Here is a 23,566-nt window from a genome sequence, read left to right on the forward strand (position 1 = left end):
CATAAATAAAAGAGCGTGACTATTAATCACACTCCCTCATTATAGCATTATTCACCAAAATCAATATCTACTGCTCCATTTGCATATTTCATATACTCAAAAAGCTTAGGTGCTGAAAGAAGTGTAAGTGGATCTCTTTCGTGCTCATCATATTCAAACATCTCAGCCGCCTGCTTTATTTCTTCATTAGAAAGTGAATTCATATACTCTCTTAATTCCATAACTGTCATATTAAAAAGTTCTTCCTGACTCTTCATCGTTTAATTCTCCTATCTTATATATCACATTCGGGATTATTATACACATTCCCATCTATACATTAATTATAATAACATTGTACACAAACATATATGTCATACTTCAAAACTATACATACATATATTATTAATCTCCATAACCTGTATAGATTACCTTGCCAGTATTCCATAACTCAGCTGTCTTCTTCGCAGCTTCAAGCTTGTCTTCATCATTATTATATCTGAATGTTGCTGACTGACATCCACAATCCAGGCAAGTTACATAAAAACCATGGTCTACTTCCTCTAATAACGAAGGTCCTAAACATCTTGGACAATCCTGTAGATCTATCATTTCATAAATTTCCATTTTATAATACCTCTCTTAGCTGTTCTGTTATACTTGATTTAAGCTCAGTAAATAACATTATATATGATATTGGGTAATTTTTAAAGGCTATCTTTATTATAAACTTAATCATTCGTAAAAAGGAGTGCGATACTTAAACCACACTCCTTAAGAATTACTTTTAATAAAAAGAGTTTTATGCTGGTTATCAGCATCGATACCCAGTTAAGATATCCATAACAACGTGGAAATATACTCAACTTAATTAAAAAATCAACGCAAATTATTATTTTTCATCTAAAATCCCCTTTTTCACCTACTTCTAATGTATCCCTTAACTCCTGCAAACTATCCTCTATTTTATCAACATCTATAAAATATAAATTTACTGTAGTTCCATCTCCACTTTCAAACCGGATAGGCTTATGATTTCTCATTTCATCATTTACTGGATATAAAAGCCATATCTCAGAAGTACCATATTTCTTAGAATAAGCATACATCTGATACATATCTTGTTGTGAAATGCCATAATTATTTTTTTCATTATTAATCAAGCTTTTCCATTTAGTATCTAAAATTACTATGCGTTCACCTTTTTTCATTACAATATCTGGTCTAAGGGCAAACTGCCTCCTCGGTTCCACGAAAAGATATTGTCCCCTATCCTGATATGAAACATCCCAGCCTTCTGGGCTCATTACTTTCTTCATTTGCTGTGCAACATAACTCTCATATATTGATTCCATCGGGAATAACAATGCTCTTGATGTTGTACTTCCTGAAAATGTTGTAAAACTTTTATTCATCAAAAACACTTTTGACCACTGCATTAGCACTTCGTAGTCCTTTGTATTTCTGTTAATTACAACCTGTGAGAAATCCTTTGTATAATTGACAGAAGCATCTACCATTTCAAATGCTGTTAGTAACTGTCTTATTTCTTTTGAATTTTCTGCACTTATTGTTAATCTCTGCAACTTTGCGAGTGTAGCCTTTACAAGACGGTTTTCTGCACGATTTGGATGAAATTCTTCATAGGAAACGTAAAAACGCTCTTTATGTGCTAAATTTACTCTCACATTCTCGCTTACAAGTAATTTTCCCTTATAATAACGTAAGTTATCTTCCTGTTCAACATAATTCAACTTTATCCCCCGCTTTACCAGTTGTCTTACTTCCTGTAGATACATATTAATAAACAGTTCATACAAATTCATCTGAGCTACATTTAAAGAAGATTCATTGAACACTTTACAAGGAAAATCTTTCATACTGCAAAGCATCTTAAGAAATACTTTCTTTGTTTTCACATTTGCTTCATCTTCCTCTCCAAAAGCTATCTTAGGAAGCACTTGAATTTGAAAACCATTCTTAAGCTGAATTAACCCAACGTAATTTTTTATAGTAACGACTTCTCCGACATTACGCCTGTAACCAATTTTCATAAAATCAAGTGCATCTGCACTATCCGCATCTCCAGTAAATTCATGGATAAACGCTACCAGATTATCAAACTCCTTCTGATTCAGATACTTGTATTTTTCATCATCTTTATAATCCTCATTACAAATAATAGTATCAAATTCTTTCACCTCAAATGGTTTATCCACGTTATCACCACACTTCACAAAATTTCTTTATAACTATTAATATTTTCAAATGCTTTAGAATTGATTGAATATTTCTTTTCCGGAAGATCGATAACATCTTCCACATTTCCTTTAAAAATATTCTTTGCTATAACTTTTTCATCAATAATAAATTTCAAGCTGTCATCGCTCTTTGCATTATCCCCCAGGACAAGCTGTATCTTCTGATAATCTTCATAGAAATATTCCTGCAATAATGGAATTACAGACTTTTCAAAAATAGACTGTAACTTTACAAGTGTTGCATCATCTTTGAGGTCAGTAAAGAAAGCGTGTCCAATAGTGTGCTCCCTGTCATATAAGTACTCGATTCTTTCATTAATTTTATCAAGCATTGCTGCCACATCTAAATCCTCTACCTTATCTGCATGAATTTTTCTAAGTACATCAGAGTCCGGCATCATCTCAACAAACTGAAATCTTCTCCGAAGAGCTGTATCCATCAACGCAATAGATCTATCGGCTGTATTCATTGTTCCTAAAATATATACATTAGATGGCACACTAAATTCATCACCCGAATACGGCAGTATAGCTGATGCTGCTTCAGGCATCCCTGCTCTCTTTGTACTTTCAATTAATGTAATCAATTCACCAAATATTTTTGATATATTTCCTCTATTAATTTCATCAATAATAAATACATATGGCTCTGTATTCTCTTCAATTACCGTGCTTTCTATACCTGTACTTGTACGAGTAATACTTTTCGCATTGTCACAAAACTTCTTAAACACTCCCGGTTCTATTGTATATCCAATGTCCTGCTTATTTTCATCAATAATTGGTTTAATCCCCTCTATAAATTCTTCGTATCCATATGACTGATGAAATGTAGTAAATGATATTCTTCCAGCCGATTTCAATTTGTCATAACGTATCTTTATATCCTTATACGCTTCATTAGCAATTTCCTGTACAGATTTTTCCTCACATATAGCAACTGCATAAATAACCGAATTATACGTTTTTCCAGTTCCCGGTGGTCCATATAAAATCATATTTAAATCTTTTCTTTTTTGCTTATTTATCATATTATATTTCCCTTGACTTATTATATTTTTAGCAGCTTTACTTGAATATTCTTTTATTTTATATTTTTCTTTCTCTGATAAAACACTCAAAACTATATCTATTATTTTATCCGAATAAATATATATTATATGTGGTTGATATTTGGGTGAATCACTAAATATTTTCCAATTCCCAGAAAGTAAAATTACCATTCCATTCTTATTACTACCATTTAATATTTCTTGACATTCATTTTTATTTTTTTTATGAACATCTATTATTTCAACTTCTCCATCTTTCCAACTATAATTTTTTATATCTTGATAATCTTCTTCTGTTGCAAATAATATATAAGGCTTTCCTTTTGGACAATAAATCGTTGTACCCTTATCCCCTTTACCACCCAATTGCTCTTTATTAGAAGCAATCATTCTATGCATTATACCTATATTATCAAGTTTTAACTTTATATTTTCAAATGAATACAATTACATATACCTCCGTATATTTACAATTTATCAATTCAGCTTACAAATAAACTACATAGTCATCTATTCCCACATTACTTACATATCACTAATACTTTTTCACACCTTCAATCTACGATCAATATTTCAGTCTTGTAATATGTATCTTTTTAGCAGTTTTAGTGCATATTACATATTTTAATAAGTTTTTTATAGTTTCTTCAATATTTTTTATTCTTAGTAAAGTTTTTGTACCCTTATTGTTAATTGTAGTTTCTCATTTATAATTATTACTCTGTCTTTATAAACTTCATTTGCTATTATATAAAATTTTTTATTCAACAAAAATATTATCTCTATGATATTTAATATAACTTGCATTTTCATCTGTCATTTTTATTTCATAATCATTATTTACATTCAAAAATATTTGATTGTTTTTATCTAATTTACTTGAAATCATAATTTTCCCTTTAGAATCAAATGAAATAAGTCCTGAATCAAATAACTTATCGTGATTAGGACATAATAATAACCCATTTTCTATATCAAGTTTTTCATACTTATCACTTTTCACCCAAGGTTTTATATGACTAGCAACTAACATTGATAAATAATCCACACCACATAAACAGCACTTTCCATTATATTTCTTAATTAAACTGTCTCTAAATTTATCCTGATTTATTCTGATTTTAACAATAGCTTCTCTTTCACCTCCTGTTATATCTGATAATTTTTCTTCCAACTTACCAATTCTATTATTATACTGTTTTTCATAATCTTGTATATATTCTAAAACCTGACAGTCAATTTCTGAATTTCCATACCATATATTACTATGTCCCATACCTTTTATTAAAAACTTTCTATCATTTAATCCTAAAAGATATACATTCTTAGAATATATATTATAAACATTATGTTTTTTTGATTTTCTTATCGACATCGCTTCAATTGGAACATCTTGTAATGTACGATATACCATTGCATTTCTATACCATCCAACTATGTATTGACCACCACTACTTTTTTTAGCAACCCAAATAATTAAAACATCTTCTGCTAACTCAGCTTTCTTATCTCCGCATAATCGTTCAACATGAATAGTATTATTAACTCCTGGTTCAACAAAACCATAATATTCTCCTTCATATCCAAGATAATTATATACTTCATACCCTATATTTTCTTGATTATACTTTCCTCCCGCTTGTGGTCCTTCCGTTGCACTTCCCTTATATGATTCCATCCAGCCAACTCTACAATATAAAATTTTCATCAATCAATCTCCTTTAAGACATCAAATACACTATCTATTACTAATAATTTTACTGTTATAATAATATCTGAATTATTATAATTGTTTAAAACTATCTTAACATATAAAACAATTATTTGTTAAATCAACTAATATAGCTAATTTAAATATACAATAATTAATAGTAAAATTATGTATCTTGTCACACAACGAACAAGACATATGAATTTTTCTAATTAATATACTATTTTCCATTGTAATACCTCCTCAAATATATTTTTACTATCAAATGATAGTTTGTCAAGTAGAGTTTTCCATTCTTTTCAACCTCTACATAAAAAACCGCCAGCAGAAATTTCAAACATTTCCACCAGCGGTTTTATAATTTCAATTCAAATCTGACTATCCCACAGCCTATTAATAATTAATTCTGCTTATGAATAATCTTCTTAGGACACTTCTCAGCACACTTACCACAGCCAACGCACTTAGACTGGTCAATGTGTGCGATATTGTTCTCTACAGTGATAGCACCATACTCACACTGCTTTGTACATAACATACAGCCGATACATCCAACTGAACATACCTGCATAACATCCTTACCCTTGTTCTGTGAAGAACAATTAACTGCGTAAGATGCCTTGTATGGAATAAGTTCGATAAGGTGTCTTGGACATGTAGCAACACACTTGCCACAGGCTTTACATTTTTCCTTATCTACTACAGCTACACCATTAACTACATGGATAGCATCGAATGGACAAGCCTTAACGCATGAGCCATAACCCATACATCCGTATGTACATCCCTTAGGACCACCATTAGGTGCTATGTTCATCATAGTACAATCCTGTACACCAGAATATACATAGTTATTCTTAGCCTTATCACAGTCTCCGCCACACTTAACGAATGCTGTCATACGCTCCTGGCTTCCTGCCTCAGCACCCATAATAGCTGCTATCTTTGCTGCTACCGGAGCACCACCAACTGGACATGCACCACAATCAGCTTCACCTGCTGCGATAGCCTTTGCAAGTGCATCACAACCTGCGTATCCACAACCACCACAGTTGTTACCTGGAAGCTCTGCTCTTACATCTATTTCCTTCTGGTCAACCTCAACTGCAAACTTCTTTCCCATAAATCCAAGGAAGAGTCCAAGAAGAAGACCTGTTACACCTACGGCACAAGCCGCAATAATAATACCTGTCATTATTCAATATCCTCCTTAGATTATTCCTGAAAATCCGAAAAATGCAATTGACATAAGTCCTGCTGTTAAAAGAACGATAGGCATTCCCTTAAAACTTTCTGGAACATCATTGTCCTCTGTACGCTCACGTACACCAGCCATTATTACGATAGCTATTGTAAAACCAACAGCTGTACCAAGACCACTTACAAATGATTCGATTAAGTTGTATGAATTCTGTACATTTGTTAAAGCGATACCAAGTACGGCACAGTTAGTTGTGATAAGTGGAAGGTATACACCAAGTGCCTCATATAAAGGTGGCATACACTTCTTAAGTACCATTTCAACAAACTGAACTAATGTTGCTATTACAAGAATGAATACTACAGTATTCAGGTATGTAAGGTTAAGTGGTGTTAATATAAAATCATATATAAGGCTGCATATGATTGATGATATAGAGATAACACCAATAACAGCGCCACCCATTCCGGCAGCTGTGTTTATTTTCTTTGATACACCAAGGAAAGGACACAGACCTAAGAACTGGCTTAATACAACGTTGTTAACAAGCGCTGTGCTTATAGCGATAACTAATAAATTCATCTTTTACTCTCCTCCCTTAGTTCTCTTTTTCTTCATCTGAAACATAGTCTGGAACCTCAGCAGGCTTCATTCCATGCTTTCTCTTTACTCTGTTCATAACAGCTACACACATAGCAAGTACGAAGAATGCACCAGGTGCAAGGATAAATATACTAGCTGGTGTATAACCAAAGTTAGAAAGATCTACAAGTGCTGAACTACCTGTTGAAAGGATTGTTCCGCCACCAAGTAACTCTCTGATTGCACCAAGGATTGTGATAGCACATGTGAAACCAAGTCCCATTCCGATACCATCAAACATTGATGGAAGTGCTGGGTTCTTAGAAGCATATGACTCTGCACGTCCTAAGATAATACAGTTAACAACGATAAGTGGTATATAGATACCAAGTGCATCATATATAGATGGCACAAAGCCCTGTAATAAGAACTGTATTATTGTAACAAATGATGCAACGATCACGATATAAGCTGGCATTCTTACGCTGTCTGGAATAACCTTTCTAAGTAATGAAATGAAAAGGTTAGAAAGCATAAGAACTGCTGTTGTAGAAAGTCCCATTCCGATACCATTGATTGCTGATGTAGTAACCGCAAGTGTAGGACACATACCAAGTGTTAAAACCAGAGTAGGATTCTCTTTGATAATACCATTATAAAGTCTTTCAACACATTTATTCAACTGAAACACCTCCTACTGTCTTAACATTAGCCTTAGCAAGGTCTGCATATACAGCTAATGCTGCATTAACACCCTTTGTTATAGCCTTAGATGTAACTGTAGAACCACCGATTGCATCAATAGAGCTGTCTGATGATGAACCTGTTCCATCTGTTACTACCTTATATTCTGAAGTCTTAGTTCCGTTAAACTGTGCTAAGAATGAAGGATCCTGCTTAGCTCTCATACCAAGACCTGCTGTTTCACTTATTGTAAGAATAGATGTTCCAAGATATGTTCCATCTGTTGAAAGTCCAACAGAGAACTTGATATCTCCGCCGTAACCATCATGTGCAACAACTGTTACTACGAAACCTATAATCTTACCATTCTTAATACCAGCAACTACCTCTGATACATCATCCTTAGAGAAATCTGTTGCAGAAGCTGAAAGTACTGCCTTAGCTGTTTCTGCTACCTTATCAGAAGCATAACTTCCATCAAGTGCTTCAAACTTATCAGCATCAGCAATAACCTCCTGGTAAGCCTTCTGCTTAGCCTTCTCGTTCTGCTGTGCGATAGGGTCTTTAGTTACATTATATACAAGACCAAGAAGGATACCTGCAACAAGTGTAATTGCGAATAATATACATGCGTCTTTTATTATATTCTTCATCTTATGCAGCCTCCTTTGCCTTTTTTTCCGGCTTTTTCTTGCCAAATGACTTAGGTACTGTAACTCTTTCGATAAGAGGTACTAAGAGGTTACAGAAGATGATTGCGTATGAAACGCCTTCTGCTGAACCACCAAACATTCTGAATATGAATGTAAGTAAACCTAAGCAGACACCGAATACTAACTTACCATTAGGTGTGATAGGTGATGTAACATAATCAGTTGCCATAAAGAAAGCACCAAGAATAAGACCACCACCACAGATTTCCTGTAACATATACATAGCATCAAACTGATGTCCTGGTGCGAAAAGGAATATAAGCACTGCAAATGTTCCAATGTAAGAAAGTGGAATTCTTAAAGAAATAATCTTTCTTACAACAAGATATATAGCACCAATAAGAAGACATATAACTGATGTCTCACCGATAACACCGCTTGTCTTACCAATAAACATAGTAAGAAGTGTAGGAGCTGTCTGTCCTACAACCTCTGAACCTGGCTTTAATATAGCAAGAGGTGTAGCTCCGGAATATGCATCACATACGAAGTTAGTCATTGGACCTGTATATGCAATAAGAAGGAAACATCTTGCTGCAAGTGCAGGGTTCATAAAGTTCTGACCAATTCCGCCAAACAACTGCTTAACAATAATAATTGCAAATACACAGCCAACAATCTCAAAACCAATGTTGAGAGTTGATGGAATGTTAAGTGCAATAAGAAGACCTGTAACAGCGGCACTAAGGTCCATAACTGTTATCTTCTTATGCATAAAATACTCATATACTGCTTCAGAAGCCATACACACTGCAATACCAACTATGATACGAATAAGTGCCTGGACTCCGAAGTTATAAATACCAAATATACTAGCAGGGGCTAACGCTATAAGTACGTCTCTCATAATAGTCTGAGTAGTATCCTTGCTACGTACATGTGGATTAGTTGATACGTTAAAAATCTCGCTCACTTTTAATCCTCCCTTATTTCTTTCTTCTGTTAGCCAGAACGATACTTCTCATAGCCTTAATCTGCTGTGTTAATGGTCTCTTAGCTGGACAGACATATGAACAGCTTCCGCACATTACACACTCCATACCATCAAACTTAACGAAACCAGCTTCATCGTTCTTAGCTGCAAATGAAGCAAGCTTAGCTGGAAGTAAATGACTTGGACATCCTTCACCACATCTTCCACAACGGATACATGCTGTCTCTTCAAGCTTAGATACAACATCATTCTGGAATACAAGAAGTGATGAGCTTCCCTTTATAACTGGTACATCAAGACTGTACATAGCAAATCCCATCATAGGACCACCTGATATGTACTTCTCTGGTTCGCCAACCACTCCGCCGACTGCTTCAAGAAGCTGTCTGTAGTTCATACCAAGCCATACATAGAAGTTGCCTGGTTCTTTAACACCATCACCTGTAACAGTAACGATTCTCTTAGTAAGTGGCTTTCCTTCAATAACAGCCATATATATGCTGTATATTGTATCTACGTTATGTACAATACATCCTGCATCTGCTGGAAGCATAGTTGAGTTGATGCTTCTGCCTGTTGTAGCATAGATAAGACTACGCTCACCACCCTGAGGATATTTAGTCTTTAAAACCTTAACCTCGATATCTGGCTCAGATGCAACTGCTGCCTGCATAACTTTAATGGCTTCAGGCTTATTATCTTCAATACCAATAATACCCTTAGCGTGATCAAAGATGCTTAATGCAACCTTTAAGCCGAGTACAATCTTGTCTGACTCTTCAAGAAGTCTTCTGTAATCGGATGTAAGGTATGGTTCACATTCAGCACCATTTACTATAATATAATCAATTCCTTCTGGATTCTTAGGGCTTAACTTTACGTTAGTAGGGAAGCCTGCACCACCCATACCTACTACACCTGCATCCTTAATTCTTTGTAATACTTCTTCTTTAGAAAGTTCTTCTAACTTCTTAGGAGTATACTCAACTTCCTTAAATTCTCCATCATTCTCAATGATGATTGAATTGCACTTTCCACCTGTGGCTAGCGTTCTTGGCTCTATAGCCTTAACTGTACCAGAAACAGATGAATGGATATTAGCTGATACGAATCCACCAGCCTCAGCAATCAACTGTCCAGCAAGGACGTAATCACCTTTGGCAACTACTGGAACTGCCGGCGCACCGATGTGCTGTGAAAGTGGGAAAACCATCTCTCCTACAGCAGGGAACAACTCTTTTATAGGCTTATCCTTTGATAATTCCTTGCCGTCATATGGATGTATTCCACCTTTAAATGTACACTTTCCCATGACATATTTCTCCTTATAAAATAATATATGTTATCATCCAAAGCAATGCAAAAACAGATAGACAACCATAAAACCCAAGCTTAATGATTGTGTATCTGATTTATAATAATTATGAACGATAATTAATATATTAATATAATATATCATTTATCATTAAAAATCTACTTTTTTTTGTGTATATATTCGTATATAATAAACAAAAACTGACATTTTTTTAACGTATACTTTTTGTAATCAAAGGATTTATAATTAATGAAGACTATAACTAAAACATTTAATCTAAACGATATACACAACAACGACAGCAATACTAATAATACTGCTGATAATTTTATCAATAATTCTCTCTGCAGCGAGCATACAATATTTTTTGATATTGAAACAACCGGCTTTTCGCACAAGACAAGCTTCTGTTATTTAATCGGCACTGCTTATATAAAGAATTCCATACTTACCATAATACAGTGGCTTGCCCAGTCCAAGGCTGACGAAGTGCAGGTAATAGCAAGCTTTCTTAATGCTGCCGCTTCATTTGATACACTGGTGCATTTTAATGGAGACAATTTTGACATTCCATTTATTAAAGACAGAGCCGCACACCTTAACATTCCGTACACACTTGATAAGCTCTTAAGCTATGATTTATACAAATGTGTACGTCCATTAAAGACATTACTAAAGCTTGAAAGTTGTAACCAGAAGTCTGTTGAGCAATTCCTTAACATAAGCCGTGATGATGAATTCTCTGGCGGCGAGCTTATCAAGGTATACAACGACTATGTTAAGACTGGCGAAGCTTCTTACGAAGAACTGCTTCTGCTTCATAATTATGATGATGTATACGGACTAATCCAGCTTTCATCTATAACTGCCTACAATGCTGTATTAGAAGAAAATGTAACCTATACCGGATATTCTGTTGAATATTCCGATGATACTAATAAAAATGGAGATTTAATAATTAACTATACCCTGCCCTGTGCAGTTCCCATACCCGTTATTCATCTTGATAATAATGGATATGCCATAAGAATCAATGGCAATACTATGAAAATCAAACTGCCATTAATAACTGATAATCTCAGATTATATTATAGTGATTATAAGAATTACTACTATCTTCCATACGAAGATACTGCCATTCACAAAAGTGTAGCTGCTTATGTTGATGCTGAATGTAAAGTGAAAGCAACCAGAGAAACAGCATACACTAAAAAATTCGCTTCGTTTATCAAACTGCCTTGTTACAATACAGACAGTCTCCAGACTTCTGAATATATATTCAGATATGAGTATAATGATGCTAATATATACCTTTTATACGATAAAAAAGAACTGCCTGAAGACATAATTCTTCAGGCAGTACATATACTGATTACTTTTTTCTGTAGAAAAACAACTCACTAGATTCATAACCAAGGTCTTTATAATTGATAATCTGCTCTGTATTACCAACAAATAAACAGCCGCCCTTAACTAATGAATCATTGAACTTCTTATATATCTCTAACTTGGCATCTTCTGTAAAATAGATAAGTACATTTCGGCAAACTATAAGATGACAGCTCTGAGGATATGAGTCTTTTAAAAGATTAGACTTCTTGAACTCAACGCACTTCTTAATCTCATCTGAAATCTTATAGTACTTATCTCCCATTTTTTCAAAATATTTATTCTTATACTCATCAGGAAGTCCCTTTAAGCTGTTGGCTGAATACACGCCATCTTTGGCCTTTTCAAGAACCTGGTCATCTATATCGGTAGCATATATCTTTATATCTTTAAGTGGGACTTTCTTTGCAAGCACCATTGCAAGTGAATATGGCTCATCACCTGTTGAACAAGCAGCACTCCATATCTTAAGTCTTGGTCCAAACTTCTTAATCAGGTCTGGAAGGATAATCTCATCAAGCTTCTTCCATAACGCTGGATTTCTATAGAATTCTGACACATTAATTGTAAGATAATTAACGAATTCATCAAGCATCTGGGCATCATTCTTTATCGCATTGCAATAACTGTCATAACCTGTATGCTTATTCCTTGCTATAAGTGTATCTATTCTTCTCTTCATCTGCTTTTCTTTATAAGCATTAAGGTCAATTCCTGTAAGTCCTAACACAAATTTCTTAAAATCTTCATAATCTTTAACCATATTGATATCCTCTGTTCTTTCCTGTAACATATTCCGCAGTTGTTGCAATCCCTTAGCTTTATATGGATTTTATCACACAATATTAATTGTGTCAAAATTTTATCATTATATAAAAAATATAAAAACATTACATAAAATATCTAATTACCATATCCGATTAAGCTTACCATTATATTCAATTTTACAATATTCTGGATTTTACAACTCATTCTGCCAATATTGAATTTGCCAATATATTAAACATCGTATTAGACATATATAATTAATTACATTATAATAAACATTAATTTACTATATCAATTTAATCTAAGCACAATAAGCACATATCACCAATTTATAAAATAGAAGGAATTAACACAATGAACGAAGAACAGCTTTTAAAAAGAAAAATAATAGATACTGCCAATCAGGCTTTCAACCACAATATATATACTTACACTAATTTTTTAAGTATAAATGAACTGTCGTCTGTCAACAAAATGAGCAATGAATTATCATTTATACCATATGATGAATGGGGTGGCAATCCTGTATGTGAACGCAAAATAATACGTTTCGGCTCTGAGGAACTCTATGGCTATGATGCCGGTTACCCTATCTCAACTATCCGAATAAGCCCATTATCCGTCAAATTTGCTGAACAGCTTAACCACCGTGATTACCTTGGTGCAATTATGAACCTTGGAATTGAACGCGAACTAGTCGGTGACATTATAATTAAAGTGCCTGATGCTTATGTATACTGCCTTTCGCACATAGCTGATTATATATGTGATAATCTGGACTCTATTAAACACACACACATAAGATGTACAATATGCACTGATGAGATTGAAGCAATCAAACCAGAACTTGAAGAGATACGAATAATTGCTGCTTCTAAGCGGATTGATGCAGTTGTTGCTTCCCTCACCAGATTATCACGCAGTAATTCCAATGAGCTATTTACGTCAAAGAAAATATTCCTCAATGGAATATGTACCGAGAATAAAAGCCAGAACTTAAAGAAAGATGATGTACTTGTAATCCGTGGACATGGAAAGTATATCTTTATAGGTGATGAAGCCGAAACCCGCAAAGGACGAAGCTATCTGACACTTATGCAATATAAGTAATTATTCTTCTAATATAATTCGCACCCCAGATTTTGACAGAAAGCTTAAGGAAATTTAACAAGAGCTGTACACCAACATTGTATATATACTTTCTACCGGTTCTACCCAGCATAGAAAGTATATATCACACTAAGGTGTACAGCTCTTATATTATCAAATATTAAGTTACAGCCAATCATCAGAACATCTGACAATTAATTATTAAATTATTCTTCTGTAGCCTCTTCCTGTGGTTCTGCATCATCTAATAATGCTTTCATACTAAGGCTGATCTTCTTGTCAGCTTCGTTAAGGTCTACAACCTTAGCTTCAATTTCCTGACCAATCTTTAATACATCTTCTGGCTTGTTAATATGTTCCTTAGAAATCTGTGATACGTGAAGTAAAGCATCAATGCCGTCTTCAAGCTGAACAAAAGCACCAAAGTCAGTCATTCTTGCTACCTTACCAGTAACAACATTACCTACAGCATACTTTGTTGAAGCATCATTCCAAGGGTTCTGGTCTGGATATTTAACTGAAAGTGCAATCTTGTCACCATTGATTTCCTTGATGAAGCACTTAACTGAATCGCCAACCTTATATACCTTCTTAGGGTTCTCTGTTCTTCCCCAAGACATCTCTGAAATATGAAGAAGTCCGTCTACACCACCAAGGTCAATGAATGCACCAAAATCTGTTACATTCTTAACTGTACCTTCGATTGTATCTCCTTCTTTAATCTTAGAAAGAAGTTCTTCCTGAGCTGCCTTCTTCTTAGCTACGATAAGCTGCTTGCAGTCACCAATCACCTTTCTGTTCTTTGGATCATATTCTGTTAATACAAATGTAATCTCCTTACCATTGTATTCTGAGAAATCCTTAACATAAGAATCTGATACAAGGCTTGCTGGAATGAAGATTCTTGTCTCATCAACAACAACTTCAAGACCACCCTTAATAACTCTTGATACATTAGCTGTTATAGCTTCTTTGTTATTAAATGCTTCTTCAAGTCTCTTGCTTCCACTCTCTGCAACAAGCTTTCTATATGTAAGAAGAACCTGTCCTTCTCCATCATTAAGCTTAAGCACCTTTGCCTTCATCTCATCTCCAACAGAAACAACTGTTGTTAAATCGATACCTGGTGTTGATGAATATTCACTTCTTGTGATAATTCCATCGTGCTTATAGCCTATGTTAAGAACGATATGGTCTTCTTTAACTGCTATTACAGTGCCATCAACAACTTCTCCTGTATGAATTTCCTTCCACTCTTCGTTAGCTAACATCTCTGCAAAATTCTCTGACATTAGTATAAACCTCCTCAATGATATTGTTCGGGGTCGATGCCCCAGCTGTAATACCTATGCTGTCTATGAATCTTAAATCGTTAAGATTAAGATCTCTTAGAGTTTGAATGTAAAATGTATCCTCACATTCGCCTTTACAAATCTCATACAGTTTTCTCGTATTGGAACTACTCTTGTCACCAATGACAATCATCGCACTAACTTTCCGTGCAATATCTCTTGCCTCTGTCTGACGTTCTTCCGTGGCATTACAAATAGTATTTTTAATGGTAATATTGTAACTCTTTTTGTTGATAATTTCAACTAATTCTTGAAATTTATTGTAATTAAATGTCGTTTGGGATACAACAACCACTTCTTTTGCCCTGTCAAGCTCAAGATTTTGTGCTTTTTCGATAGAATCCACTATATATACAGGACTTACTGACCACCCTTTAATGCCCTCAACTTCCGGGTGTTTCTCATTGCCTATTATTACAATCTGCTTTCCTGCCTTGCTCTCCTGCTCAACTATTCTGTGTATTTTAAGAACAAATGGACAGGTTGCATCTACAACTTCATAATTCTTTGTCTTTATGCTCTCATACACATTTTTAGATACACCATGCGACCTTATTATGACAGTAGCATTATCAATACCGTCAAGCTGTACTACATCTGATATTGCCTTGACCCCTTTGCTTTCAAGGTCCTTTACAACTTCATCGTTATGTATGATAGGTCCGTATGTGTATACATTTTCCATTCCTGTTCTTTCATACACTGTATCCACTGCACGGTGAACTCCAAAGCAGAAACCAGCAGACCTGGCAAGTATAACTTCTGCCTCTTTCATATATCCTCCAAATCACTACTTTGCTTTATTAATAACTGTCTTGATGGCTTCCACCACCTCATCAATTCCCATATCAGAACTGTCTACAAGAACTGCATCATCTGCCTGCTTTAATGGTGAAATATCCCTGTGCATATCCTGATAATCTCTCTGTTCAATATCATCTTTTATCTTCTGTAAATCACATTCTTCACCCTTTGCCTTAAGTTCGTCATATCTTCTTCTGGCTCTGGCATCAGAACTTGCAGTAAGATATATCTTTACATTGGCATCTGGAAGAACTGTTGTGCCAATATCACGTCCATCCATAACAACATTTTCTGCTGCCGCAAGCTCTCTTTGCAAATCAACAAGCTTGCTTCTTACAGCCTTATACTTAGATGTCTTTGAAGCCATATTGCCTGTTGCCTCAGTTCTTAAAAGACTGGTTACATTCTCGCCGTTAAGGATAACCTGCTGTTCGCCGTCTTTATATTCTATTGTTATCTTTACATTATCGACTGCCGCATTAATCGCAGCTTCATCTGCGGGGTCAATATTATTCTGGTTAAAATATACTGCCATTGCCCTGTACATAGCACCGGTATCTACATATATATAACCCATCTGCTTAGATATAAGCTTTGCTATTGTACTCTTGCCAGCTCCTGCCGGTCCATCAATTGCTACTGAATAAGACATAATAATCCTCTTTTCTGCCTGTGTTATAAAACACGCTGGCATTATTTAATTATTCAAATGCATTGCTGCAGCATACGCACTCGACCACGCTACCTGCAAGTTAAAACCGCCTGTAACCGCATCTACATCAAGCACCTCTCCTGCAAAATACACATTTTTAACTAACTTTGACTCCATAGTTGTCGGATTGATTTCTTTAACATCAACACCGCCCTGTGTAATTATAGCTTCATTAAAGCCTCTTGTACCGGTTATTGTCATTTCAAAATGCTTTAACAGATGTACAAGCCTTAATCTTTCTTCCCTTGTTATCTCATTAACCTGTTTATCTTTATTGATATCACTGAGCCTTACTATAACAGGGATAAGTTTCTTAGGAAGCAGCTTATCAAGTGAATTACGGAAGGTTTTATTCTTTTCCTCTGAGAAATCCCTAAGAACTCTCTCATCAAGCTGTTCCTCTGATAAAGCTGGCTTTAAATCTATCACAAGCTTAAGCGGTCTTTTTCTTAATATTGCTGTTGTATAACTGCTCGCACTAAGAATAACTGGCCCGCTCACACCAAAATGCGTAAATAGCATTTCACCAAAGTCACTATACAGCTCTTTACGACTGTCACCCATACTGTCATATATGCTTATTGCTATATTCTTAAGGCTCAGTCCCATAAGCTCTGAAGCCCATTCTTCTCTTACTGTGAGAGGAACTAATGCCGGTATAATAGGTGTAACATTATGTGAAAGTGCCTTTGCAAATCTATAGCCATCGCCTGTTGAACCGGTGCTTGAATAAGAATTACCACCTGTTGCTATAATACAGGAATCAGCTTTTATAACCTGCTTTCTGCCAGTAGATAACTCCTTAACTTCAACACTTACAAACTGCGATATATATTCTGGCTCTTTTTTCTTAGATTTAGGTTCTTTTTTCTTGGATTTATACTTTTTTTCAAGTTTTACACTATCATTTGCTATACTCTCTGATACTGCATTGCAAGATACTATTTTCCCTGACACTGCATTTTCTGATACTACATTCTCTGATAATTCCCTGGCTGTAACATCAACAACCTCTGTGCTAAGCATAATATCCACTTTGCATTTTCTTAATTCTCTTGCCAATGTGCCGATTACATCTGATGAATGGTCTGACTCTGGAAAACAGCGGTTACCTCGTTCTATTTTAAACTTAAGTCCAAGTTCATCAAAGAATCCCATTACATCATAATTAGAAAAGCCTTTAAATGAACTGTACATAAATTTAGGGTTGGTTACAACACTATTTTTAATGTCGTCCTCATCACCAGCATTAGTAAAATTACAGCGGCCTTTTCCTGTTATAAAAAGCTTCTTTCCAAGCTTATCATTCTTTTCTATAAGAGTTACTGTGTGTCCATTTCTGGCGGCTATAATAGAAGCCATCATACCTGCCGCCCCGCCTCCAATAACTACAACTTTACCCATAGGAAACCTCTCTATCCTCTTTATTCCTGAACCAAAAGTTCTTTGAAATATGGTAACTCAAGTGCCCAGTCACAGAATGTATGCCATTCTGCAAGCTTATGGTTTCTTCTTGAATAATACATTCCTGCAAGATTTTCATAATTAAATGTGCAGGTACGCATCTGATTATAGCTTTCTGGAAGCAACTGAATCATACTATACCAAAGGTCTTTATCCTTAGTTTCTATGAACTTCTGGCGTATTGTTTCAAGAAAATCTATATTCTTCTGCATCATATCTAACGCCTCAGAAGTACAATGGTCAACGCTGAAATCTTCCATTTCAAATGACTTGCTGTGGATTTTATGCATTGTACTTGTTGAATTGGCAACTGTTCCAACCTTATATGTATCGTATTCCTTCCACCAGTAGATTGGTGCTGTTATATCTACTGTTACAAATATCTGTCTTATAAACTTTCTATGGTCTGAACCAGCCTTGCAAAGCCTTTTCGCTAAATCTAAATCATTAGGTCCAAATGTGAATACTCCATTTTCTGTCTTACTATCCATTCTAGCCCAGCTATTAAGCGGATTTCTCGCTCCTCTCATAGCATTTTCAAAATTCATAACTTCAAATCTTTCAAGCTTAATCATCTATTCAAATACCTTTCTGTGTTTATTAGTAACGTATATTGTGACATTATTATAAATAACGCATACATATTTATATTACACTATTATTAGTGCAAAGTATATAGTTGACTTAAAATAATAAAATTGACCTTTAGAAGCCATAATATACCTCCAAAGGTCAATCTTATTTTAGTTCATAATATTTATGTAATTAATTCTTACAATAATTACATTATCAATTCCTGCAATATAATATTAATAACACAATATTAATTAAAGAAGGCTCTTGCGTAATTCTGCTCCATCCTTAGCACTAAGATATGCAGGTGCAATATCAAATACTGTCTTACAACCGCTCTGACCTTCCTTATAAAGACGATAAGCTGCTCTTGCATATGCTACGATAACGCAAGATGTGAATTCTGGGTTAGAATCAAGCTTTAAGCTGTATTCTATAACGTGATTGTTCTCTTTGTTCCAGCCTGTCTTTCCTGTACGGATAACAAATCCTCCGTGAGGAATTCCACTGTGGTTTTTCTTTAATTCTTCTTCACTGATAAAATGTACTGTTGTATCGTAATCAGCGAAATAGTTAGGCATATTCTTGATTGTTTCTTCTACCTTTGCAGCATCAGCACCTTCCTCTAATACTACAAAACATTCTCTTGTATGCTTCTGTCTTGTTGTAAGCTCTGGATTCTCGCCATTTCTTACAGCTTCTAAGGCTGCCTCAACTGGAATTGTATACTGCTTGCCATCCTTGACGCCCTCAACTCTTCTGATAGCGTCTGAATGTCCCTGACTTACGCCCTTACCCCAGAATGTATAATCTTTGCCTTCTGGTAAAATAGCATTGGCATACATACGGTTTAAAGAGAACATACCTGGATCCCAGCCTACTGATATAATTCCAACGTGTCCGCTCTTCTTAGCCGCAGAATCAACATTTTCAAAATGTTCTGGAATTCTTGCGTGTGTATCAAAGCTGTCAACTACGTTAAACATCTCTGCAAACTTTGGTGTCTGTACTGGTAAATCTGTAGCACTTCCACCGCAAAGAATCATTACGTCTATCTTATCCTTCCACTGCTCTACCTCATCTACTGAGCATACTAAAGCACCCTCTGTCAATATAGATACGCTTTCTGGTGCACGTCTTGTAAATACTGCTACAAGCTCCATATCTGGATTTTGCCTGATAGCACACTCAACGCCTCTTCCAAGATTTCCGTATCCAATAATACCTATTCTCATATTCTGCCTCCATTTTATACATATTTACTGTATTTCACATATAATTAGTGTGAACAAACACTGCTTTAATATTACTTTTTGAAAATACATATGTCAACTCTCATTCAGGCAGTTTTTTATCAATAAATATTATTACTGTTCTTTCTTTAGCTTACCAGCCATTAAAATTGTAAATCCAATGCCCATTAATGATAATACTAATAAATATCCTGCCCAGTATATATGTGTCATATCTCCTGTCTGTGGTGTTTCAACTGTATTACCTGCGGCTTCTGTTACATTTTCTACTGGTATGTCTGGTAAACTTATATCTGATGAACTGCTTGTAATCTGCTGTTTTGTAATAAGATATGTTGAGCAGTGATCCTGTTCTACTGTCATATAACCATCATTATCAACTACAGCTGACATCATACTAATTATTGTTCCATCATCTAAGAGCTGGCTGTAATAAAGTGTCTGGCCTGCATATGCTTTTCCAACATTTAACTTAATACTTGCCGTTGCTGGAAGCACGCCGGAATAATTGTATACAATCTTAGATACGAATATATCCTCTGTTACATCTGCCGGCATATCTCCTGCTTCTTTTATATCAGAAGTAATTGCTGTTGAGAAGTCATATATTGCAACCTGTGATACTTCTGACATTGTTCCTTTTGCAAATGTAAATGTAACATCATTGTTAGATTTGATAACAACATCATTCACCTTGTTATCTTCAATAATCTTTCTGATTTCATCAGCCTTAATAGTTGTGCTGCCGTCTGATACATCTACTACTGTATTAGTGGTGCTTGACTCTGGTGTCGATGGCTTCTCATCTGTTGTGTTGTCAGATGGATTATTGGTTGTGTCTCCTTTTGAATTATCTGTCGTATTATCACTAGATGATTTAGCTGTAAATGTAAGCTTATCTGCTACACATTCAACATTATAAAGACCTTCTATCTCTGTACCGTCATACTTGTATCCGTCTGGAAGATTATCACTTCCCACTACAGGATTGTATGTTGCTACAGGATTGTCATAATCAATAAGCCATAATTCATCATTGCTTCGTTCATCTACACCAAGCTTTTCAAGAAGCTTACATATTCTATAATATGATGTTTTATTTTCATAAACATATGCAGATACATACTTTTCATTTGTTGCTGTATTGATTATAACCTGACTTGTTCCGCCGCTTCCACTGTCTGACTCATAATATGAAATTGGATTGTCTAATGTGGTCTTGGTATATCCAGCAGGGATATTATCATATTCACCTACTTTGTCAGCATAATACACATCGCCCATAGCTTTCTTTGTAGTAAGCTTATATAATGTATAAGTCACTTTAGCAGGTTCAATATATGTCAGCTCTTTAATATAATATAATGAAGTATTATCTGTCTCGTTCTTATATACTATATTAGTTGTATAAGGGTCGTACTCATAATACCTGGCATATAATTGTGATATTTGCAGTGGATGTGAAACATTATATGTTACATTTTCCTTTAATGTTCCATTATCTTTGATTGGTTTGTCCGTTTGATTATCGCTTGTATACACTACTGCCTTTGAACCTGAATATATAGTGACATTACATGTGTCTGCAACTGAAAGTACTGAATTAGTTCCCTCAGCGAAGAAAGCTACACCATAATCACCTGTTCTGTCTGCATTAATAACCAGGGAACCATTGCCACATATATTGATGGAATCGCCCCAGGCATCACCATATGAACCAATACCTCCGATTTCATTATCACCAATAAGGTTAATCTTGAAATCATCACCCATCATATTAGTAGCTATTCCAGCAGTCTTGTTTTTATAATTATTTAATGTAAGTGTGTTGGTTTCTCTGTCATAAGACATTCCATCTATGGAATTAGTGCCTTTTGATGAGAACAGCAGCGTACTTTCCTCTCCATTTCTTACATTAATATAAGCATAAGCCCAATCACCAGTATCACATGGTCCATTGGCAGCTTTTACTTGTGGTACTGCAAATGAAACTGTTGCCGATACAGCAAGCACAACAGCTGTAACTAATGCTGCCATTTTCTTACTATGACATTTTTTGTTTTTCACCATAAACTTTGTTCCTCCTGTTTCTTATATTTTTATGCTGCTATATTACTTTATTTATCCTTATAATTACAGTTGTCATATATCCCAATCTGCCAGAAAATGACAAAAATGGGCGTGGGACTAACGTCCCACGCCCATTTTTTCACTTAAAACCACCAGTTGTTGCGAGTTCTACGGAAAAAGAACAAATCATACCGCTAGCTATTAAACTGGATATGCCTTATTCTCTGTATCAGCCTTAGCAGGGTCAACCTTCTTCTGCTGTGCTTCTCTATACTTGAAGAACTCAGTAGCAACTGCTGGGAATAATGCGTATGAAAGCACATCTTCATCCTGCTGCTTGTACTGCTGTACGACTGGGTCATTCTTGAACTTCTCAAGCTGTGGCTCAATAAGATCTGCCGGACGGCAGGTAATAGGTGTAGCATCACCTATAGCCTTCTTCTGTACTTCTGGGTTGAATGGCTTAATTGTCTGTCCGAATTCACCCATAAGAACCTTCTTAGATTCCTTAGTAATCATCTTATAACGCTCGCCCTGTAATACATTAAGAACAGCCTGTGTACCAACAATCTGTGATGATGGTGTAACAAGAGGTGGTTCACCAAAGTCCTTACGAACCTTAGGAATTTCCTCAAGAACTGCCTGATACTTATCTTCTGCACCAGCTTCCTTAAGCTGTGATACAAGGTTAGAAAGCATACCACCAGGTACCTGATATAATAATGTCTTAATATTAACACCAAGAACCTTAGTATTCATAAGACCTGACTTTAATGCTTCTTCTCTCATTGGCTGGAAGTAAGCAGCTATCTCTGCAAGAAGGTTCTGGTCAAGACCTGTATCGTACTCTGTACCCTTAAATGCCTCTACCATAACTTCTGTAGCCGGCTGTGATGTTCCCATTGAGAATGGTGACATAGCTGTATCGATAATATCAGCACCTGCTTCAACAGCCTTCATATATGTCATTGAAGCAACACCTGATGTATAATGTGTATGCATCTGGATAGGAAGTGAAGAACCATCCTTTAATGCCTGTACAAGCTCTGTAGCCTTAGCAGGAACAAGTAAACCTGCCATATCCTTGATACAGATAGAATCTGCACCCATATCCTCAATTCTCTTAGCTGTTTCTTTCCAGTAATCAAGAGTATATGCATCACCAAGTGTATAGCAAAGTGCTATCTGTGCGTGAGCATTAGGATTTTCTTTCTTAACAAGCTTAACTGCCTCAACTGATGACTTAAGATTTCTTAAATCATTGAAACAGTCAAATATTCTGATTATATCAATACCATTAGCGATAGACTTCTGTACGAAATATTCTACAACGTCATCTGCATAATGATTGTATCCGAGGATATTCTGTCCTCTGAATAACATCTGTAACTTTGTATTCTTAAAACCATCTCTTAACTTACGAAGTCTTTCCCAAGGGTCTTCCTTAAGGAAACGAAGTGATGCATCAAATGTAGCACCGCCCCAGCACTCAACTGAATGATATCCAACCTTATCCATCTTGTCTATGATTGGAAGCATCTGCTCTGTAGTCATTCTTGTAGCAATAAGTGACTGATGAGCATCTCTTAATACAGTCTCAGTTATCTTTAATGGTTTCTTAACCTGATCTGCCATCTTA

General features: G+C 35.4%; 22 protein-coding genes. 2 read left to right on the forward strand and 20 right to left on the reverse strand.

Annotated elements, in window-relative coordinates; genetic code table 11:
• Positions 1-47: 47 nt before the first annotated feature.
• From C7390_RS01570 to rsxC, 11 genes are all read right to left on the reverse strand, one after another.
• Entirely contained in the window at positions 48-257 is a 210-nt protein-coding gene (locus tag C7390_RS01570; protein ID WP_022203749.1) for a hypothetical protein, read from the reverse strand.
• Positions 258-384: 127 nt separating this feature from the next.
• Positions 385-606, reverse strand: a complete 222-nt coding sequence (locus C7390_RS01575) for a Lar family restriction alleviation protein (RefSeq protein ID WP_022501655.1) — start codon at positions 604-606, stop codon at positions 385-387.
• Between the two features lie 272 nt (positions 607-878).
• Positions 879-2,216, reverse strand: coding sequence for an McrC family protein (locus C7390_RS01580; protein ID WP_318295481.1), 1,338 nt, complete (start codon positions 2,214-2,216; stop codon positions 879-881).
• Positions 2,213-3,739, reverse strand: a complete 1,527-nt coding sequence (locus C7390_RS01585) for an McrB family protein (protein WP_318295483.1) — start codon at positions 3,737-3,739, stop codon at positions 2,213-2,215. The genes C7390_RS01580 and C7390_RS01585 overlap by 4 nt, the downstream gene beginning before the upstream one ends.
• 313 nt (positions 3,740-4,052) lie before the next feature.
• Positions 4,053-5,000 carry an HNH endonuclease gene (locus C7390_RS01590; RefSeq protein WP_116443490.1) on the reverse strand — a complete coding sequence of 316 codons (948 nt, stop codon included), beginning with the start codon at positions 4,998-5,000 and terminating at the stop codon, positions 4,053-4,055.
• A gap of 403 nt (positions 5,001-5,403) precedes the next feature.
• Positions 5,404-6,198, reverse strand: a complete 795-nt coding sequence (locus tag C7390_RS01595; RefSeq protein WP_022203744.1) for an RnfABCDGE type electron transport complex subunit B — start codon at positions 6,196-6,198, stop codon at positions 5,404-5,406.
• A gap of 15 nt (positions 6,199-6,213) precedes the next feature.
• Positions 6,214-6,786 (reverse strand): electron transport complex subunit RsxA, encoded by a 573-nt coding sequence (gene rsxA, locus C7390_RS01600; protein WP_022203743.1) that lies wholly within the window; start codon positions 6,784-6,786, stop codon positions 6,214-6,216.
• A gap of 16 nt (positions 6,787-6,802) precedes the next feature.
• Complete coding sequence (gene rsxE / locus C7390_RS01605) at positions 6,803-7,468, reverse strand: electron transport complex subunit RsxE (protein ID WP_022203742.1); 666 nt, start codon at positions 7,466-7,468, stop codon at positions 6,803-6,805.
• The gene (locus C7390_RS01610) at positions 7,461-8,123 is read right to left on the reverse strand and encodes an RnfABCDGE type electron transport complex subunit G (protein WP_022501997.1); all 663 of its coding nucleotides are present in this window, start codon (positions 8,121-8,123) and stop codon (positions 7,461-7,463) included. The genes rsxE and C7390_RS01610 overlap by 8 nt, the downstream gene beginning before the upstream one ends.
• Before the next feature lies 1 nt (position 8,124).
• Positions 8,125-9,096: an RnfABCDGE type electron transport complex subunit D gene (locus C7390_RS01615; RefSeq protein WP_055174533.1), complete on the reverse strand. Its 972-nt coding sequence runs from the start codon at positions 9,094-9,096 to the stop codon at positions 8,125-8,127.
• Positions 9,097-9,109: 13 nt separating this feature from the next.
• Complete coding sequence (rsxC, locus tag C7390_RS01620) at positions 9,110-10,429, reverse strand: electron transport complex subunit RsxC (RefSeq protein WP_022501999.1); 1,320 nt, start codon at positions 10,427-10,429, stop codon at positions 9,110-9,112.
• 252 nt (positions 10,430-10,681) lie between these two features.
• On the opposite strand from rsxC, the gene C7390_RS01625 reads away from it, so the two are divergent.
• On the forward strand, positions 10,682-11,836 hold the full coding sequence (locus tag C7390_RS01625; protein WP_055306553.1) for a ribonuclease H-like domain-containing protein: 1,155 nt from the start codon (positions 10,682-10,684) through the stop codon (positions 11,834-11,836).
• Here C7390_RS01625 and C7390_RS01630 read toward each other — a convergent pair.
• Positions 11,805-12,584 (reverse strand): CheR family methyltransferase, encoded by a 780-nt coding sequence (locus C7390_RS01630; protein ID WP_022502001.1) that lies wholly within the window; start codon positions 12,582-12,584, stop codon positions 11,805-11,807. The two genes, C7390_RS01625 and C7390_RS01630, sit on opposite strands and share 32 nt — an antisense overlap.
• A 359-nt stretch (positions 12,585-12,943) precedes the next feature.
• On the opposite strand from C7390_RS01630, the gene C7390_RS01635 reads away from it, so the two are divergent.
• Positions 12,944-13,699 carry a YlmH/Sll1252 family protein gene (locus C7390_RS01635; protein ID WP_022502002.1) on the forward strand — a complete coding sequence of 252 codons (756 nt, stop codon included), beginning with the start codon at positions 12,944-12,946 and terminating at the stop codon, positions 13,697-13,699.
• Between the two features lie 206 nt (positions 13,700-13,905).
• Here the strand turns inward: C7390_RS01635 and rpsA are convergent, their stop codons facing one another.
• From rpsA to C7390_RS01675, 8 genes are all read right to left on the reverse strand, one after another.
• Positions 13,906-14,991 (reverse strand): 30S ribosomal protein S1, encoded by a 1,086-nt coding sequence (rpsA, locus tag C7390_RS01640; protein WP_022502003.1) that lies wholly within the window; start codon positions 14,989-14,991, stop codon positions 13,906-13,908.
• Entirely contained in the window at positions 14,960-15,826 is an 867-nt protein-coding gene (gene ispH / locus C7390_RS01645) for a 4-hydroxy-3-methylbut-2-enyl diphosphate reductase (RefSeq protein ID WP_090140644.1), read from the reverse strand. Before ispH ends, rpsA begins: the two co-directional genes overlap by 32 nt.
• A 15-nt stretch (positions 15,827-15,841) precedes the next feature.
• Positions 15,842-16,507, reverse strand: coding sequence for a (d)CMP kinase (cmk, locus tag C7390_RS01650; protein ID WP_090140646.1), 666 nt, complete (start codon positions 16,505-16,507; stop codon positions 15,842-15,844).
• 45 nt (positions 16,508-16,552) lie between these two features.
• A complete protein-coding gene (locus tag C7390_RS01655) occupies positions 16,553-17,971 on the reverse strand; it encodes a BaiN/RdsA family NAD(P)/FAD-dependent oxidoreductase (protein WP_318295485.1) in 1,419 nt (472 codons plus the stop codon).
• 20 nt (positions 17,972-17,991) lie between these two features.
• A complete protein-coding gene (locus tag C7390_RS01660) occupies positions 17,992-18,606 on the reverse strand; it encodes a hypothetical protein (protein WP_055174525.1) in 615 nt (204 codons plus the stop codon).
• 252 nt (positions 18,607-18,858) lie between these two features.
• A complete protein-coding gene (locus C7390_RS01665; protein ID WP_022502008.1) occupies positions 18,859-19,839 on the reverse strand; it encodes a diaminopimelate dehydrogenase in 981 nt (326 codons plus the stop codon).
• A 132-nt stretch (positions 19,840-19,971) separates the two neighbouring features.
• Positions 19,972-21,927: a hypothetical protein gene (locus C7390_RS01670; protein ID WP_116443491.1), complete on the reverse strand. Its 1,956-nt coding sequence runs from the start codon at positions 21,925-21,927 to the stop codon at positions 19,972-19,974.
• A 201-nt stretch (positions 21,928-22,128) separates the two neighbouring features.
• On the reverse strand, positions 22,129-23,562 hold the full coding sequence (locus tag C7390_RS01675; protein WP_022502010.1) for an oxaloacetate decarboxylase subunit alpha: 1,434 nt from the start codon (positions 23,560-23,562) through the stop codon (positions 22,129-22,131).
• Positions 23,563-23,566: the final 4 nt, after the last annotated feature.

It is taken from the genome of Bacteroides galacturonicus (assembly GCF_003096855.1).
Classification (GTDB): domain Bacteria; phylum Bacillota; class Clostridia; order Lachnospirales; family Lachnospiraceae; genus Lachnospira; species Lachnospira rogosae.